The organism is Anaerobutyricum hallii (assembly GCF_900209925.1).
GTDB lineage: Bacteria > Bacillota > Clostridia > Lachnospirales > Lachnospiraceae > Anaerobutyricum > Anaerobutyricum soehngenii.
Genome location: NZ_LT907978.1, coordinates 853,471 through 872,007, shown reverse-complemented (window position 1 = coordinate 872,007; position 18,537 = coordinate 853,471). Strand labels below are relative to the sequence as shown.

At 38.7% G+C, this 18,537-nt stretch carries 10 protein-coding genes and 2 pseudogenes; 1 reads left to right on the top strand and 11 read right to left on the bottom strand.

Going from position 1 to position 18,537, the window contains the following annotated elements; translation table 11 throughout:
* Positions 1-420: 420 nt before the first annotated feature.
* The 3 genes and pseudogenes from EHLA_RS16985 to EHLA_RS03930 form a co-directional block, all read right to left on the bottom strand.
* Positions 421-597, bottom strand: a pseudogene (locus EHLA_RS16985) (cation transporter); the annotation flags it as partial.
* Between the two features lie 22 nt (positions 598-619).
* Positions 620-979, bottom strand: coding sequence for an ArsR/SmtB family transcription factor (locus tag EHLA_RS03935; protein ID WP_021906506.1), 360 nt, complete (start codon positions 977-979; stop codon positions 620-622).
* A 127-nt stretch (positions 980-1,106) separates the two neighbouring features.
* Positions 1,107-1,955, bottom strand: coding sequence for an MBL fold metallo-hydrolase (locus EHLA_RS03930; RefSeq protein ID WP_096239393.1), 849 nt, complete (start codon positions 1,953-1,955; stop codon positions 1,107-1,109).
* A gap of 112 nt (positions 1,956-2,067) precedes the next feature.
* Between EHLA_RS03930 and EHLA_RS03925 the strand changes: the two genes are divergently transcribed.
* Complete coding sequence (locus EHLA_RS03925) at positions 2,068-3,135, top strand: pyruvate kinase (RefSeq protein ID WP_096239392.1); 1,068 nt, start codon at positions 2,068-2,070, stop codon at positions 3,133-3,135.
* A gap of 759 nt (positions 3,136-3,894) precedes the next feature.
* On the opposite strand, the gene EHLA_RS03920 is transcribed toward EHLA_RS03925, so the two are convergent.
* The 8 genes and pseudogenes from EHLA_RS03920 to EHLA_RS03885 all read right to left on the bottom strand — a co-directional run bounded on the left by EHLA_RS03920 (position 3,895) and on the right by EHLA_RS03885 (position 18,473).
* The gene (locus EHLA_RS03920) at positions 3,895-5,109 is read right to left on the bottom strand and encodes an LL-diaminopimelate aminotransferase (protein ID WP_096239391.1); all 1,215 of its coding nucleotides are present in this window, start codon (positions 5,107-5,109) and stop codon (positions 3,895-3,897) included.
* A 60-nt stretch (positions 5,110-5,169) separates the two neighbouring features.
* On the bottom strand, positions 5,170-6,018 hold the full coding sequence (gene dapF / locus EHLA_RS03915) for a diaminopimelate epimerase (protein ID WP_096239390.1): 849 nt from the start codon (positions 6,016-6,018) through the stop codon (positions 5,170-5,172).
* 241 nt (positions 6,019-6,259) lie between these two features.
* The gene (locus EHLA_RS03910; protein ID WP_242970668.1) at positions 6,260-6,811 is read right to left on the bottom strand and encodes an ANTAR domain-containing response regulator; all 552 of its coding nucleotides are present in this window, start codon (positions 6,809-6,811) and stop codon (positions 6,260-6,262) included.
* A 67-nt stretch (positions 6,812-6,878) separates the two neighbouring features.
* Complete coding sequence (gene glnA, locus EHLA_RS03905; protein ID WP_096239389.1) at positions 6,879-8,210, bottom strand: type I glutamate--ammonia ligase; 1,332 nt, start codon at positions 8,208-8,210, stop codon at positions 6,879-6,881.
* Positions 8,211-8,317: 107 nt separating this feature from the next.
* Positions 8,318-11,551, bottom strand: coding sequence for a carbamoyl-phosphate synthase large subunit (gene carB / locus EHLA_RS03900; RefSeq protein WP_096239388.1), 3,234 nt, complete (start codon positions 11,549-11,551; stop codon positions 8,318-8,320).
* Entirely contained in the window at positions 11,544-12,623 is a 1,080-nt protein-coding gene (locus EHLA_RS03895) for a carbamoyl phosphate synthase small subunit (RefSeq protein ID WP_021907382.1), read from the bottom strand. The genes carB and EHLA_RS03895 overlap by 8 nt, the downstream gene beginning before the upstream one ends.
* Before the next feature lie 390 nt (positions 12,624-13,013).
* Positions 13,014-13,166: pseudogene (locus EHLA_RS03890) on the bottom strand (peptidoglycan-binding domain-containing protein); the annotation flags it as partial.
* Positions 13,167-13,388: 222 nt separating this feature from the next.
* Complete coding sequence (locus EHLA_RS03885; RefSeq protein ID WP_096239387.1) at positions 13,389-18,473, bottom strand: Ig-like domain-containing protein; 5,085 nt, start codon at positions 18,471-18,473, stop codon at positions 13,389-13,391.
* Between the last annotated feature and the right edge of the window lie 64 nt (positions 18,474-18,537).

Sequence of the window (18,537 nt, the reverse complement as noted above, 5' to 3'; positions counted from 1 at the left end):
TTTGGATGGTTCATGATGATGATCATGTCCGCAGCCGCAGCCGTCTTCATGTCCATGCTCGTGATCATGATGGTCATGGTGATGCTCGTGGCTACATCCACAGCCCTCTTCATGGCCATGCTCGTGATCATGATGCTCATGATGATGCTCGTGACCGCATCCACAACCGTCTTCATGGCCATGTTCGTGATCATGATGCTCATGATGGTCATGGTGATGCTCGTGGCCGCATCCACAACTCTCTTCATGATCATGCTCGTGATCATGATGGTCATGGTGATGCTCGTGGCCACATCCACAGCTCTCTTCGTGACCATGCTCGTGATCATGATGCTCATGGTGCTCATGGTGATGCTCTGCTGTTTTGCGCTTACCGCGAGTTCTTTCTACAACCTCAACATCTGGTTCCATAGACTGAATTGTCTCTCTGATTTTTGGCAAAACTGCTTCTGGGTCTTCTGCTTCAAATCGAAGCTGTTTTGTTGCAAATGTAACTGATACATCGTTTAACTCCGGCAGCTTGCTTAACTTTCTTTCAATCTTGGCTGCACAGTTCGCACAATCAAGATTCTCCAGAATATATACCTTTCTCTGCATTGTGATACCTCTCTTCTCGATATCAGGAATCGGTATGTGTCATATGAATCAATGCCTCTTCCATAATATCTACAATATGCTGGTCATCCAGTGAATAAAAAACATTCTTCCCTTCTCTTCTTGCCCGCACCTGATGCATCTTACGCATCACAGCAAGCTGATGAGAAACTGCAGACTTAGTCATGTCAAGGAAAACGGCAATATCACCGGCACACATCTCCTGTTCTTTTAATGCGTACAAAATCCGTATCCTTGTATCATCTGCTAAAACCTTAAAAAAAGATACTACCTTATCAAGTTCGGTCTCCTTAGGCATACTCTTTTGTACTTTCTCAATACTTTCAGGAAACATTGCCACACAATCGCTCTTTTTCGTTCCCATAACTTCCTCCTTCATTAAATAGATAATTGAATATCTATTCAACTGTTATCATTATAGTTGAATAGTTGCTCAATTGTCAATAGGTATTTTTTTAATTTTACATTTTTCCAAAGTTGATACATCTTTATCACAAAATTTTAATCACATTCCCTGTACAATTAAAAATAAATTTTTTCCCAAATGCATTTTTTATAATTTCTAAATTTTCATCTCCGGTACAATGCGAAACTGCAATAAACTCTATATTGATTTCTTTTAGAGCCGCTATTGTCTTTTTAAGCCGACTCTCATCTGCTTCTACCAAATGCGTTCCGCCAACAATCCCACAAATCTTTTTTTTACTTCTTTTTTGGATCGTATAAATTATATTCATAATTCCAGGATGTGAGCAGCCTGTAATTACGACAATTCCGTCTTTTATTTCAAGAGCTATTGCAATCTCATCCGTAAAATCATCTTTTTTATATACGCCTTTCTCTTTTACAAAAAAATGAGGATTTCCCTGCTCATAGTCTGTAATACGTTCAAAATTTCGATGAATCGTTATACCCGGAAAAATTTCCCGGCTATCTTCTTCTATTTCACAGATTTTTACTCCATACCTTTCCACATCATTCCTAGAAAATGAAATTCCTATATTTTTTACTGTTCCATCTTTTTTCTCATGATATTTTTCCTGAAAAAAACTCTTCCCCACATACATTTTTTCTATCGGAATATTTTCCAATAATCTTTCCACACCACCCACATGGTCATAGTGTGCATGACTAAGCAATAGCGCATCCAGCTTATCTAAAGAAACACCCATTTTTTCTGCATTATCAAAAAATGCCCCGCTTTGTCCTGTATCCATCAATAGCCGAATCGGTGGTTTGGAATCCATTTTTTCAATTAAAATAGAAAAGCCATGCTCACATACATATTTTTCTTCTGTATCTTCATGATTTTCAATCAATGTTGTTAATTTCCATTCCATAAAAACGCCTCCATTTCTTATAAAATATGATACAATAAATTCATAGTTTTGAGAAGTTTAAAAAATAAACTGGATTTAAATAGTTAATATGTCATGACAGGAGGTTTTTATCATGAAACATTCTCTTCACTTATACGGAACACTCGGTCCTGCCTGCGCTTCAAAAGAAAAAATACAGGCAATGTTTTTAGCGGGGATGACCGGAATGCGGCTCAATCTTTCTCACAGTAATCTTGATGACTGCGAAGACTGGCTGCAGCAGTATCACGAAGTTTCCGAACGTATGCATATCATTCCGGAACTTCTTGTTGATCTCCAGGGTCCGGAACTTCGTATAGGCACATTAGATACTCCTCTATCACTTTCTTCTGGAGATATCGTTTTCCTTATATCAGAAAAGTCCTTCCAGGAAAAAAAAGAAAATTCGGATATTTTTTCCCGTATTCTTAATGGCAAAGATGAATTTTTTATTATCCCATGTCCGGAAATTCTCTTCTCTTATTTTGATGAAGAGCAGGAAGTCCGCCTTAATGATGGAAAAATTGTTTTAAAAATATCCGCTCCTCTAGAATCAGATATTTTTTGCGCAGAAGTAATCAAGGGCGGCGAATTAACTTCCAGAAAAAGTATCGCAATCAAAGATCTTACTGTTCCACTCCCTGTTCTTACAAAAACCGACAAGGAAAATCTTAAACTACTTCGGAAATACCACGTTACCGGTGTCATGCTTCCTTTTGTAAGAAACGCAGATGATCTGATCACACTCCGAAAAGAACTGATGGCAGATAATATGGACTATATTCGCATCTTCGCCAAGATAGAATCCATAGAAGGTGTTGAACACTTGCCTTCTCTTCTTCCTTTCTGCGACGAGATTGTAATTGCACGAGGCGATCTTGGAAATGCTATTCCACTGCCAAAACTTCCTGCTGTGCAAAAAAGAATCTCCACGACATGCCGTCATGCAAAAAAACCTTTTATGGTCGTCACACAGATGCTCGCCTCCATGGAAGAAAACCCTGTACCAACCAGGGCTGAAGTAACGGACATCTTTCAGGCCGTTTTAGATGGAGCTTCCTCATTAATGCTGACAGGAGAAACTGCTATGGGCGCTTATCCGGAAGAAGCGATGAAAATCCTCTCCCAGACCAGTGAAGAAGCATTACGGTTTAAATACTAATTTGATGGATTAAAGAGACGAAAAGCAGAAATTTAATAGAGAAGAAAATGTGAAGATAGTCGCTTCGCAGAAAATGCCTGACCGGCATTTTTACTCGCTCCGACATCACATTTTCTTCTCTATTAAATTTCTGCTTTTCTGTGCTTTGGCTCCAGATGGAAATTAGTATTTAAATTTTGGATGTGGATAAGGGGATTGCCCAGAAGTCTATGGTTTTTATTTGGAATGAAAATCTCCAGAAGGGGATATCTTCTCACTGAATTGTAGTCTGTCTTCTAAAGAAAAAAGAATTGTTATACGTTTGATTTTGTTCCGTTGCGCTAAACGCTTTATTTTGCCTCAAAAAACGAAAACTTCGGAAAAATAAGTCCGAAGTTTTCAGAGTCAAAATTCCACAGCGCAAAGTCACAAAATACAATACGTATAACAATTCTTTTTTCTTTATCACATTTTTTTACAATTCAGCATAGAATTTTATTTCAGCAGCTGTCTGGTTTTGATAACAAATAGCAGTGAACGCCAAAGCCTTCTGGAGAATTTCCATTCTCACAGCCTTCTTGACAAGCTCCTTTTTCTCCAGATTAAAATATTAATTTCTATATGGCATCAATAAACAGAAAACCAGAAATAAAGATAAAATAAAATGTGATGTCGGAGCAAGTAAAAATGCCGGTCAGGCATTTTCTGCGCCGCGACTATCTTCACATTTTATTTTATCTTTATTTCTGGTTTTCGTTTCTTTTGCTCAGCAAATTAATCTTAAAGTGCTTTAATTCTTTCGATGGCTTTTAATGTATTTTCATGAGAACCGAATGCTGTGAGTCGGAAATATCCTTCTCCGCTTGGTCCAAATCCTGAGCCTGGTGTTCCTACTACGTTTGCATTCTTTAACAGGAAGTCAAAGAAGTCCCAGGATGGCATTTTATCTGGAGTCTGTAACCAGATATATGGTGCGTTTACTCCACCAAATACGGTGTATCCTGCATCTTTTAAGCCTTCTTTGATAATTTTCGCATTGTTCATATAGAAAGCAACCTGCTCTTTTAACTGTGCTTTTCCTTCTGCACTGTAGCAGGCTTCTCCTGCTCTCTGAATGATGTATGGAGCACCGTTGTACTTTGTTCCATGTCTTCTTGCCCATAAGGAATGTAAAGTAACATCTCCGGCTTTTAAGTCTTTAGGAACTACAGTAAATCCAAGTCTTGTTCCTGTAAATCCTGCATTCTTTGAAAAGCTTCGAAGTTCAATTGCACAGGTTCTTGCTCCTTCACATTCATAAATACTGTGTGCGACATCATCTTCGCTGATATATGCCTCGTAAGCAGCATCATAAATAATTACTGCGCCAATCTTATTAGCATAATCAACCCAGTCCTGAAGCTGTGCTTTTGTAATCGTTGTTCCGGTAGGATTATTTGGGAAGCAAAGATAGATAATGTCCGGCTCTTCTTTTGGAAAGTCTGGTACAAAATCATTCTCTGCGGTGCATGGCATATAGATGACATCACTCCAGGTTTCTGTGGAAGGGTCGTATGTTCCTGTTCTTCCTGCCATAACATTCGTATCGACATAAACTGGATAAACTGGGTCGCATACTGCAATTTTGTTATCTATACTGAATATTTCCTGAATATTTCCCGAGTCACATTTTGCTCCATCACTGACAAAAATCTCATCTGCATGAATATCGCAGCCATGGCTCTTATAGTCACCATCTGCAATTGCATTTCTTAAAAATTCATATCCTAAATCTGGAGCGTATCCATGAAAAGTTTCTGCCTTTCCCATCTCGTCTACCGCACTATGAAGACTTTCGATAATCTTTGGTGCTAATGGCTGTGTTACATCACCGATACCTAAACTGATGATAGATTTATCTGGATTTGCCTCTTTGTATGCGGCTACTTTCTTTCCAATTGTAGAAAAAAGATAACTTCCCGGCAGTTTTAAATAGTTCTCATTTACTTTAAACATAGTTACTCCAATCTGGCTTTTGCCTCTTTACGTCTCTTTACAATTCATTGCTCAAAAATATTATGCAATATCATCCGGAAGGGTAATCTCTCCGTCAAATACAACGGTTGCCGGACCAGTCATATAAACCTGGTTGGCTTCTCGATCCCAGCGGATTTTCAAATCTCCTCCGAGCAAATGTACTGTAACTTCATTTTCTGTCTTATCATTTAATATGCAGGCCACTGTTGTTGCACAGGCACCGGTTCCACAGGCAAGTGTTTCATCACTGCCTCTCTCCCATACTCTCATATTTACAGTATTTCGATCAAGTACTTCTACAAATTCTGTATTTGTTCTTTTAGGAAATACCGTATGATTTTCAAAATATGGACCGCTTGCTTCAATGTCCAAATCTTTTACATTGTTCATAAAAATAATGGCATGCGGGTTACCCATAGATACACAGGTCATATGATAGATTTTTCCTTTTACCTCAACAGGTACGTTGACAACAGGACTTTCTTCTACTGCAACCGGAATTTCTTTTGGTTCAAGAATAGGCGCACCCATATTTACCTCAACACTTGCAACCTTTCCGTTTTCTACCTGCAGCCGAAGATATTTAATTCCTGCTAATGTTTCTACTGAAATCTCTGTCTTATCTGTCAAGCCATAATCATACACATATTTTGCTACGCAGCGAATACCGTTTCCACACATTTCTGCCTGAGAACCATCGGCATTGTAAATATTCATACGAAAATCCGCTGTTGCTGACGGACTAATAAGAATTAATCCATCTGAACCAATTCCAAAATGACGATCACTTACAAACTTAGATACTTCTGCCGGATTCTTTACAGACTCCTCAAAACAATTCACATAAACGTAGTCATTTCCTATTCCGTGCATCTTTGTAAACTTCATAGGCTTCTCCCTTCTGTCGCATATATAACATATAAAATATACGATACTCTTTCTTAATTAACAAGGGTTCTCGCTATTTTTAATAAAATTTCTGTGATTCTTCAGAATTACTTTGCAAAATTATATCTGCGATATCTGTTTTATTTATTAAATTAAATGATGTTTCAGGATCAACAGCTCAAAACCCCGTTCGTGCTTACACGATAAGGTTTTTGACTTTGGGACCCGCGAAACATAAAAATCATTTCAAATCAAAAACCTGTAAAACCATATATGATGTTTCTACCATATTCGTTCCATTATCCATACTTCTTTTCTGAAGATAACGATGTGCTTCTTCCTCTGTCATTCCGTTCTTTTCTATTAATAAGGACTTGGCCTGATTAATAATTCCCTGTTCATCTGCAGAACGCTTATCCGGCTTTTCTTTTTCCTGCTTTAACTTTCTATGTATATCTGTCAGTAGATCAGACACTGTATCGACCAGATCATAGGCTTTTAACGGCAATGGCAGATAAATAACATCATCATCTCCATATTGCTGCCACTGTGCATTACTGGCGATGACTACCATTTCAAAAGTATCCGGAAGACAATCTTTTAATTCGTAATAAATCATATCAGCAAAGCGGATGCCGCATACAACAACACCCGCCTCTAGTCTTTCCACTGCCTGAATAGCCTGGGCCCCGGTAACACAGACGGCCGATACATCATATCCATTCTTTATCAGGACGTTTTTCATTTTTAATACAATTTCCTTTTTCGGAAATACAACAACGATATTCAACAATTCTCACTCATCCTCATAAGCCATCCAGTCGTTTCCATCTACAGTCGTTATCTTAAAAGACTGTAGTTTAGTATTTATAAAGATATGATTCTGTTTCCCAGTCAGAAACATGTCTACAATATTCATGCCATTCTTTTCTCTTTGCTTCCAGATATTTTTTACTTATATGCTCTCCAAGAACCCCCTGAATATAAGTATCCTGTTCAAAAGCGTCACATGCTTCACCAAGTGTAGATGGCAAGACATCAATATTCATATCTGCGATTTGCTCTTCTGTCAGTAAATACATATTTTTACCAATCGGTTCCGGCGCTTCTAACTGATTCTCGATTCCATCCAGTCCTGCTGCAAGACAAAGTGCCATGACAAGATATGGATTTGCTGCAGGATCCGGACTTCTGAATTCGATTCTTGTGCCGGCTCCTCTTGAAGCCGGTATACGAATCAGCGGACTTCTGTTAATAGAAGACCAGCAAATTGCTACCGGCGCTTCGTAACCGGGAACGAGTCTCTTGTAGGAGTTTACAAGGGGATTACAAATACAGGACATTCCTCTGGCATGCTTAATAAGTCCTGCAATAAAATGATAACAGTCTTTGCTTAGTCCCAGTGGATCTTTCTTATCAAAGAAAAGGTTCTTTCCATCCTTTTCAAGCGACATATTGATATGCATTCCGGAACCATCGATATCGGTAATCGGCTTTGGCATAAATGTTGCATACAATCCATGTCTCTTTGCAATTGTCTTTACTACCATTTTAAATGTCATGATATTGTCAGCAGTTATCAGAGCATTATCGTACTTGAAATCAATTTCGTGCTGTGCCGGAGCAACTTCATGATGGGATGCTTCAATTTCAAACCCCATACTCTCTAATGTAAGAACGATATCTCTTCTTGCATTCTCACCCAAATCTAACGGAGTTACGTCAAAATAACTTGCCTTTTCATGTGTAATGTTTGTTGGCTGTCCATTGTCATCGGTATGAAAAAGGAAAAATTCACACTCCGGTCCGACATCAAAAGTATATCCCATCTTTGCAGCTCTTTTTAATACATTTTTCAGGACATATCGGCTGTCTCCCTCAAAAGGTACCCCATCCGGACGATACACATCACACATAAAGCGGGCAACCTTTCCATGCTGCGGACGCCATGGAAGAATCTCAAATGTATTAAGGTCCGGATACAGATACATATCAGATTCCTCAATACGGACGAAACCTTCGATTGCAGAGCCGTCAAACATACATTTATTATCTAATGCTCTTTCAAGCTGGCTGGCTGTAATCGCTACATTTTTTAAGTTTCCCGATACATCTGTAAACTGAAGTCTTATAAACTGTACGTCTTTTTCTTCCACAAGCTGAATAATATCCTGCTTTGTATAATTTCCCATTGGTATCCTCCCAATTATGCTATATACCCACGAAATCTTTTGCAAGGGTAAATGCACAAAAGACTCCATGAGTACATATTATTTATATCAGGGATTCACTCCCCTTTTTATGCCTCGTTAATCTTGCTCTCAATCTCTTTATCAATTTCTGCGATATCCACTAAAGATAAATCTTCTCTGCAGGAAGACTCTAAGCTGGTAAGTAAGGCGTTTGCTGTATCAAGAGAAGTCAGACAGTTCACACCTGTTTCTACTGCATGACGACGGATAACAAAACCATCTTTGCTTCTTTCAATACCCTGTGAAGGTGTATCGATGATAAGATCAATCTGATGTCCTAAGATCAGATCCAGCAGGTTTGGATGTGTCTCTTCGATTTTATTTACTCTCTTCGCTGGCACACCGCTTTCCTGTAATGTCTTGCATGTATTTCTTGTCGCATAGATTTCGTAGCCAAGTGCTGCGAATCTCTTACCAACTTCTACTGCATCTAACTTATCAGAATCCTTCACAGTCATGATCATCTTCTTGTGTTTTGGTAAATCAACACCAGAACCTAAGAATGCTTTAAATAATGCTTCTTCATAGTTCTTAGAAATACCAAGACATTCTCCTGTGGACTTCATTTCTGGTCCAAGGCTGATATCTGCCCCACGAATCTTCTCAAAAGAGAATACTGGCATCTTGATTGCCCAGTATGGAGATTCCGGCTGAAGTCCAGGCTCATAACCTAACTCTTTTAACTTCATTCCTGTCATAACCTTTGTTGCAAGGTCAACAATAGGAATACCTGTTACCTTACTGATATAAGGAACCGTTCTTGAAGAACGAGGATTTACTTCAATTACATATACTTCATCCTGATATACAATAAACTGGATGTTGATAAGACCAATAACATGTAAAGCCTTTGCCAGTAACTTTGTATAATGGCCGATCACCTTTTTAATCTTAGGAGAAAGGTCTCTTGCAGGATATACGGAAATACTGTCTCCGGAATGGATTCCGGCTCTCTCTACATGCTGCATGATACCTGGAATAACAATCTCTTCTCCATCACATACCGCATCAACCTCGACTTCAACACCCATCAGGTATTTATCGATAAGAATTGGATGTTCCTGTGCATATCTCTGAATAACATCCATAAATTCGGAAATATCTTCATCAGAAATCGCAATCTGCATACCCTGTCCACCAAGTACATAAGATGGACGAATCAGTACAGGGTATCCAATCTCATTCGCTGTCTTGATAGCTTCTTCTTTTGTAAATACTGTGCCTCCCTTTGGACGTGGAATACAGCATTTCTCAAGAATCTCATCGAAAAGCTCTCTATCTTCTGCTGCATCTACGTTCTCAGCACTTGTACCAAGAATCGGCACACCAATCTTATTTAACTTCTCTGTTAACTTGATCGCTGTCTGTCCACCGAACTGTACTACCGCTCCATCTGGCTTCTCTAATTCTACGATATGCTCTACATCTTCCTCTGTTAAAGGCTCAAAATAAAGCTTATCTGCGATATCAAAGTCTGTACTTACTGTTTCCGGGTTATTGTTTACGATGATTGTTTCGTAACCCATTTCTTTAAATGCCCATACACTGTGTACAGAACAGTAATCAAACTCAATACCCTGTCCAATACGGATTGGACCGGAACCAAGTACCATAATCTTCTTCTTATCAGAAGTTTCTTCTACTTCATTGAAGCTTCCAAAACAAGAATAGTAGTATGGAGTTTCTGCTGCAAACTCTGCCGCACAGGTATCAACAACCTTGTATGCCGGAACGATATCCATCTGACGTCTTAAGTTCTTTACATACTCCTCATTCTGACCGATAAGATCTCCGATCACTTTATCCGGGAATTCCATCTCTTTTGCCTTCAGTAAAAGATCACGATCTAATTCTTCCGCATTTTTAAGTTTCGCTTCCATCTCAACGATGTTATTTAATTTATCAATGAACCACAGATCAATCTTTGTGATATCATGAATCTTCTGTGGGTCTACTTTACGACGAAGTGCCTCTGCAATACAGTAAATACGAAGGTCATCTACGATATGAAGATGTTCTTCTAATTCTTTATCACTTAACTTATCAAAATCGCCATGCATCAGGCTGTCTACATGCTGCTCTAAAGAACGGAGAGCCTTCATAAGACCACCTTCAAAGTTAGTACAGATACTCATAACCTCTCCGGTTGCCTTCATCTGTGTTGTCAAATGACGGGAGGCAGAAATAAACTTATCAAATGGAAGTCTTGGAACCTTTACTACACAGTAGTCAAGCGCCGGCTCAAAACTTGCAAATGTCTTACCTGTTACAGCATTCTTGATTTCATCTAAGTGGTAACCAAGTGCGATCTTCGCAGTAACTTTGGCAATCGGATATCCTGTTGCCTTAGAAGCTAATGCAGAAGAACGGCTTACACGAGGGTTAACCTCAATTACACAATAATCAAATGTATCTGGATTTAATGCAAACTGTACGTTACATCCACCTTCTACACCAAGTTCATCAATAATATTTAATGCAGAATTACGGAGCATCTGGTACTCTTTATCTCCTAATGTCTGAGAAGGTGCAACAACGATACTGTCTCCAGTATGAACACCAACCGGGTCAAGGTTCTCCATATTACATACCGTAATACATGTTCCGTTACCATCACGCATTACTTCGTATTCGATTTCCTTCCAGCCGGCGATAGATTTCTCTACTAATACCTGTCCTACACGGCTAAGACGAAGACCATTCTGAATGATTTCCACAAATTCTTCTTCATTATCTGCGATTCCACCACCGCTTCCTCCAAGAGTGTATGCAGGACGAAGAACAACCGGATATCCAATCTTCTGCGCATATTCCAGACCATCTTCTACATTCGTAACAATCTGGCTTGGTGCGATCGGCTCCCCGATCTTTTCCATTGTTTCTTTAAATTCTTCTCTATCCTCTGCCTTACGGATCGTTTTACCTGTTGTACCGATCAGCTTTACCTTATGCTCTTTTAAGAAACCACACTCGTCTAACTCCATAGCGATATTTAACGCTGCCTGTCCACCTAATGTTGGAAGAAGACTGTCCGGAGAAACTTTTAAGATGAGCTTCTTGATAACTTCTGGTGTTAACGGCTCAATATATACTTCATCTGCGATATCTTTATCTGTCATAATTGTTGCAGGGTTGGAGTTAACAAGAACAACGTGAATTCCCTCTTCTTTCAGGGAACGGCATGCCTGTGTTCCCGCATAGTCAAACTCTGCAGCCTGTCCGATAACAATAGGACCGGAACCAATTACAAGGACTTTTTTAATACTGGTATTCTTAGGCATCTTTTGCAACCTCCATCATATTAATAAACTCTTCAAATAAAAACTCGGAATCGTTTGGTCCAGGGCAGGCTTCCGGATGGAACTGTACTGTCATAACATTCTTTCCAAGATAATGAACTCCTTCTAATGTACCATCATTTACATTAATGAAGCTTACTTCTGCGATATCTCTGTTCAGAGAATCTTCCATTACCATATATCCATGATTCTGCGAAGAAATGTAAACCTTTCCTGTTTTTAAATCTTTTACTGGATGGTTTGCTCCACGATGTCCGTACTTCATCTTCTTTGTATCTGCTCCGTTCGCAAGAGCCATCAGCTGATGTCCGAGACAGATACCAAAAATAGGAATATTCGTAGCAAATAACTTCTTCAGTTCCTCAATAATCTCCACACATTCCTTTGGATCTCCAGGACCATTAGAAAGCATGATTCCGTCCGGTTTTGCTGCGATAATCTCCTCAGCCTTTGTATATGCCGGATATACTGTAACCTCACAGCCACGCTTGTTTAAAGACTTCTCAATATTCTTCTTTGCTCCAAAATCCATGAGGGCAACTTTAAAGCCATCTCCCGGAAGCACTCTCTTTTCCTTGCAGCTTACTTCACGTACAACTCCACTTACTCTGTATTCTTTCAACTGCTTTACTACTTCGTCCAGATCGAAATCTTCTCTTGTAGTAATCATTCCGTTCATTACACCGTACTCTCTTAAAATACGTGTCAGATGTCTGGTATCAATTCCTGAAATACCAGGAACATCGTATTTCTTTAAGAATTCGTCCAATGTCATCTCATTACGGAAGTTACTTGCCAGTTTTGCACACTCTCGCACAATAAGTGCCTTTGGCCATGGATGTACAGACTCCATATCTTCCATACAAATTCCATAGTTACCAATTAACGGGTAGGTCATAACAACAGACTGTCCTGCATAAGATGGATCTGTTAATATTTCCAGATATCCTGTCATAGAAGTGTTAAAAACAACCTCACTGATTACTTCTTTTGCTGCTCCAAAGCTTTCGCCGGTCAGCACAGTCCCATCTTCTAAGATTAGAAATGCCTTCATGATTCACGTTCCTTTCTATATTCAATCATTTGCAACTGCATATTAAGGAAAATACAAAAAAGCAAGAGAGTAAGTTACTACTAATTATAACTCTTTTTGTAACTCTTTGCAAAAAAAAAGACGGGTTCCCCCGGCTCCGTTGTGCGAAAATACACTGATCAAACAAATCGGCCGGGAACGTGTCTTTTCAGACTTGCGAAGAAAACTGACTCTCACGTTGCCGCTCTTTGCATAAATACTTAAATTGTACAAATTCTAGCATACATCGACTACAATTACAAGAGAGAAGGGCGAAAAACTATAATTTCTATCTTTCGCCGCTTCTTTCCCCCCTTTCTCCCATATCACTTTGTGCATAATTCCGATAACAATTTTTCTGGTTGCAAGAAATTATGTCAGCTCCGCAATTCGGCTCACTGCAACATAAATCTGGCTGATCTTATACCACGTTGCAAAGTCTACAACACCCGTTTGCGGCAAATGAAAAATATTCTGGAAAACCTTTACGAAATTTGCCGTCGCTGGTCTATAAATCCCATCCACTCTTCCCCATAATAATACCGCAAAATCTCAATAGCCATTCATATAGACTTAACATTTATAGAGGTAAAAAGAATATTTTTGCTCACACTTACATCTTTGCTACTGTTTTCTCAAATTCATCTTCTGTATCACAAAAAACGACCGTTAGATTTGACACTCAATTTTATATGATTTGTCAAACCTAACGGTCTACTTTTGACATTATCCCGTTGTCGGTTTTTATTATTTGATCTTAATTACTATCGTGCTCTTTTTGCCAGTTCCATCGGTAGCCATTGCTGTAATTTTTACTTTTTTGCCCTTTGCAGCTTTTTTCGTTTTTACAACTCCCTTAGAACTTACAACCGCATATTTTTTATTATTGGATGTCCAGCAAACCTTTTTATTCGCCCCGGATGTAGCTGTAACTTTAGCCTTTAACTTTACAGACTTACCTGCTTTTACCTTGTTCATGCCGGAGATAATAACTTTCTTTACTCTTCCTTTCATGGATGTGATTTTCCACGCTGCCCTAACATTACTTCCGTCAGTGGCTTTTGCTGTGATAACCGCTTTTTTCCTTGCGCTATTCTTCTTCACAGATACGATACCATTTTGATTCACTACAGCAACTTTAGAATTACTTGTACTCCATACAACTCTTTTTTCCTTTGCTTTACTTGGGAAAACTGTTGCGGTAAGTTTTATTTTTCCTCCACATGCTATTTTTTTTGAGATTCCTTTTATTGTTATCTTAGATACTTTCTTATCTTTGGATGGATTTTCTTTACCATTATTGTCCTGTGGATCTTTATCTGGCTTAGTATCCTTATTATCGGCTTTCTTATCGTTGTCTTTCTTCGGACTTTCCTTTACTGTAAGCACAAACTCAGCTTGCCCTTCCTGATATAAATCAGACTCACTGGTAGTTGCTCTGATCACAGTCGTTCCCTTTCCTATAATAGAGATATTTCCGGCGGCACTTATTGTCGCTACATTTTCATCATCTGAAGTATACTCCACAGAATTATCGGAACTATTAGAAATAATCGGATTGGTAAAATTTTTATCTCCTACTGTTTTCTCCACATTTTTTTCTTTAAAGCTTATTTCTGGCATTGCTTTTTCAATTAATAGTGTTGCTCTTTTTGAGGAAATTTTTGTATAATTTTCTTCATCTCCGGTAAATTCTGCTGTTACCTTATATTTCCCTGGTAACACCTTATTATTGCCCTGATATGTTACAGATACACCTGCCGGCAACTTTCCTTCAATCTTTAACGAATGTTCTCCTCCGTCATAGTATTCAGAAGCATCATTAAAACGTATATCAGTCAAATTATATGTTGCTTTTTTTATAGTAAGTGTTGCTGTAAGATTACGGATCGTCTCGTAATGTTCAAAATCCCCTGAAAATATAGCTGTCACTGTATAATTTCCAGCATTAACCTTATTATTTCCTCTATAGCTTACACTCACGCCTTCCGGTAAATCTCCTTCAACTTTTATGGAGTGGGCACTATGATCATACACAACTTCTTTACTTCCAAAAGAAATATTTGTCATGTCATAAATTCCCTTATCTACATCCACTTCATAGGAAATCTCCTTAAAAGAATAGTTATTATTTTTTTCTGCATAAGCATTAATTGTTGCTGTACCGATTCCCTGAATAGATACCATACCAGTGGCATCTACGCTTACTACACTTGTGTCACTCGAAGAATATTTCACTTCCACTTCCTTACACTCCTGCTTAAGTGGATTTTGAAAATCTGCGTCTCCGTATCTCTTCTCAAGCACATGATTCGTAAACTCGGTCTGTATAACTTTTTTATTAATAATAAGCTCAGCAGACATATCCTTTATCTGCTCATGATTGGAATCTCCTGTAAAAATGGCTTTGACTTCATAGGTACCAGCATCCGTCTTAGAATTCCCTGTATATCTGACTTTAACGCCTTCCGGTAAATCTCCTTCAACCTCAATTGAATGACTCGCACCATCATATGTCACCTTTTTATCAGCAAATATTACATTAGACATATCATATACCGCTTTTTTTACATTTAATGTAAAGCTGGTGCTATCCATCTGATATTCTTCTGTCGCCTCAGCCAGCACCGTGATCACTGCTGTACCAACACCTTTGATTCTGATCTTTCCAGTTGATGAATCTACTGTTGCAACGTCCGTGTTATCAGATGAATATGTCAATGTTCGATTCTCTGTATTCACAATCTGATTTATGAAATCTTTGTCTCCATACACCTTATCAACAGATGTATTTGGGAAATATAATCCTGTCGTTGCCTTTTGTATTCTGAGAACAGCCGTCTTATCTGGTATGGCTTCATAATTTTTATTATCACCATTAAACTTTGCTGTGACGGTATATGTTCCTTCCTTACTTTGCTTATTATTCTCATAAGTAACACGCACACCATCCGGCAACTCTCCCTCGACTGTGATTTCATGTTCTTGTCCATCATATGTTACTGTTTTACTATTAAAAGTAACACCAGACATATCATATACCTTTTTATTTACTATGAGTGTAAATACTGCCATAGAGTCTTTATAGTTCTTTCCATTCGTTACTATTGCCTTTATTTCTGTGGTACCTGCATTATGTATTTCTACCGTGCCATCTGACTGTACCGATGCAATACTTATATCCGTCGATACAAATGTAATATTTCCATCGGTAACCGCTGTCACTGGATTTTTAAAGTCTGCATCTCCATAAACCTTTTCCATTTTTGAATTCAAAAATGAAACCTCAGACTCAGCTTTTGCTATTGTAAAACTTTTTTCAACAGTTCCCGAATAAGCTTCTTTTCCTGTAATAATTATTTTGGCATTTCCTGCATTTATGTTCTTTTCGTAGGTAACTACATAATCCTGATTATTTGTAAGTGTCTTATTTCCGTCTTTTATTGTAACGGTTGGTTTCTTCTCTTTTCCATCGTAAATGCATTCTGTTTCCTTAACAGTTACCGTACATTCTTCAATATTTTTTTGATCATACTCACAGATAAAACCACTGTTACCTACTCCATAATATCCAGAATTTATCGGTCTTTCTCCACTATCATTCCAGTCTCCGTTCTGTTTATTCGGAGGATTGTCTATATTTATGATTGTTCCATAATTCTCAGCAGTTCCGCCTGATGGTTCCACATAATCCGTGTCCCAATTGGCATAGGAAAACGTCTCTCCATTAACCCATTTCCAGGCTCCTTCCTGCTCTTCATCTGTACACCCTAACCAATACCAGCCGGCAGTACCATTCAACATAAGTTCTTTAATTTTGGCATTCTCCTCTTCGCTGGAAATACTTACCAGATATCCACCTTTTTCTTCACAAAATTGTTTTGCTTCTTTCCAGCTCAATGGATAATCATATAATTCATATTGGTGTCCGTTATATACCATCTTAGATGCAAACTTTACCTGATCTTTTTTAATCCATTCTGCATGTAATTCTGATGTATCCGCTTCCGAATACCAATTTACTTTATTCCCTTCTGTAGAACCTGTATGCCAACCAGCAAATATATAGCCTTCTCTCGATGGAACCGGAAGGTTACCATATTCTTTACCTGGCAGTATTCTTTTGCTTCTTGACAGGTAGCCGTCATATGCTTCTGCATCATATACATACACTTTTTTATTTGCTGAATCAAAAGCAACGCTTCTTCCAACCTGGAGTGCATCTGCAATATCGGAATTCCCAGTAATATGCACAGATAAGACCGCTCCGCCTTCCGGAACTGTCAGGTTGCCTTCCTGCTGATATCCACGTACTTTTGTAATCACTCCACTGTCACTAATCGCTGCTTCTGCACCCCATGTATTCGTATCCGGAGTTGTTCCGGAAACATTATACCAGACAACTGCTCCTGTACCTCTTTTGGTATTAACACCGGTTACCTTTTTCTCACAAAGTGCCTGAGGAAAACTTCCTCCCTCTGTATCAAAAGTTATTATGCTTCCTTCCCTATTATCATATTCTTCCGAAACCAAATCAAAGAATTGGGGATCCGTCGCATTCAGATTCCATATTTGTATCTTTTTCCCGGCTTTTAATGTGTCTCCGGCATAACTTACATCCATCGCTCTGTAATTTGCAACTTCCGGTACCAGATAATAATGTCCATCTATCGGTATTACCTGCCAACGTTGCGCAGAATTATCGGAATCTATACATTGCTGTATCGCTGTCCCGACATCGGTTCGGGCCCCTTCAACATCTAATACTAATTTGGTCTTACAATTAATAATCTTATAATATCCATTCCCTACATATTTAAAATAAAACTTCTGATAATCTGTGCCATCATAATCTGCCGTAAGCACCTTGGCCCCGCTTCCATTCTGATGTCCGTCTATGTCAATCGCTAAAGAATTATCGCCTTTGGGCCGTATACTGTAAATGCCATCTTCTACCGTTCTGTCATTTGCCAGGCCGACAAAATAATAATTCAGTATTGTTGTTCTCGTCCCCGTAATATCTGCAGTGGCTGCTGTACCCGAAACATAATATAGTCCTGGCTCATCTACTTTAAAGAACCCCGATGTAAGATTACTGATATCATAACTTCGTGTATACGGCTCTACATACACCTCTCCTATTACTTTTGTTTTATCGGTCGCTTTATATACCTGTATACAAATATTTAGTATATTCGCACTGGCTGATATCGTTCCTGATAATGGATACTGTGTGCCTATACTGATAGATCCCGGCAAAGTATCATTTGAAAAAGAAACCCACGGGGACGGATCCGGACCATCATATGCCGGAGATCCATACCCGTATATATATGTATTACTTAAAAGATATCCATTGGAATATCCTCCATTAATTTTAACCGTATTTCTTGCATTACCCTCTATTGTATATACATTAGTTGATGACACGGAAGTTACTATACCAACATGAGAGCCACCACCAGAACCAAAATAAATAATATCCCCGGCAGAAGGGATGTATCCGCTACTCCTCAAATGAAATCTGTTATGATTCTGAAACCAGGTTACTCCATTATAACAAGAAGCTGTCCGCGGTATAATATCTCCTGCTCCCGCCTGCTTCGCACACCACGATACAAAAGCGTGACACCATGCATAAGAATATGAACCATTGATGCTTCCCAAATCTTTTGTATATTTATTTGGCACTCCTGTAACACCAACTTCCCCTTTTGCTACATTAACCACATCCGCTGCTGTTGCTGCCTTAACCTCTTTTTTCCCACATAGTATGCAAAACAGCCCCACCATCGCTATAATTATCCCTAAACAATATTTTTCCCTCTTCACGTATATTCCTCCTTTTTTATCTGTAACTTTTTAAATTCCGACTGCAGCTTCCCATTCTCCTCAA

Coding starts and splice junctions, on each gene's coding strand:
- EHLA_RS03935 (WP_021906506.1), bottom strand. CDS start 979: ATGGGAACGAAAAAGAGCGATTGTGTGGCAATGTTTCCTGAAAGTATT.
- EHLA_RS03930 (WP_096239393.1), bottom strand. CDS start 1,955: ATGGAATGGAAATTAACAACATTGATTGAAAATCATGAAGATACAGAA.
- EHLA_RS03925 (WP_096239392.1), top strand. CDS start 2,068: ATGAAACATTCTCTTCACTTATACGGAACACTCGGTCCTGCCTGCGCT.
- EHLA_RS03920 (WP_096239391.1), bottom strand. CDS start 5,109: ATGTTTAAAGTAAATGAGAACTATTTAAAACTGCCGGGAAGTTATCTT.
- dapF (WP_096239390.1), bottom strand. CDS start 6,018: ATGAAGTTTACAAAGATGCACGGAATAGGAAATGACTACGTTTATGTG.
- glnA (WP_096239389.1), bottom strand. CDS start 8,210: ATGGGAAATTATACAAAGCAGGATATTATTCAGCTTGTGGAAGAAAAA.
- carB (WP_096239388.1), bottom strand. CDS start 11,551: ATGCCTAAGAATACCAGTATTAAAAAAGTCCTTGTAATTGGTTCCGGT.
- EHLA_RS03895 (WP_021907382.1), bottom strand. CDS start 12,623: ATGAAGGCATTTCTAATCTTAGAAGATGGGACTGTGCTGACCGGCGAA.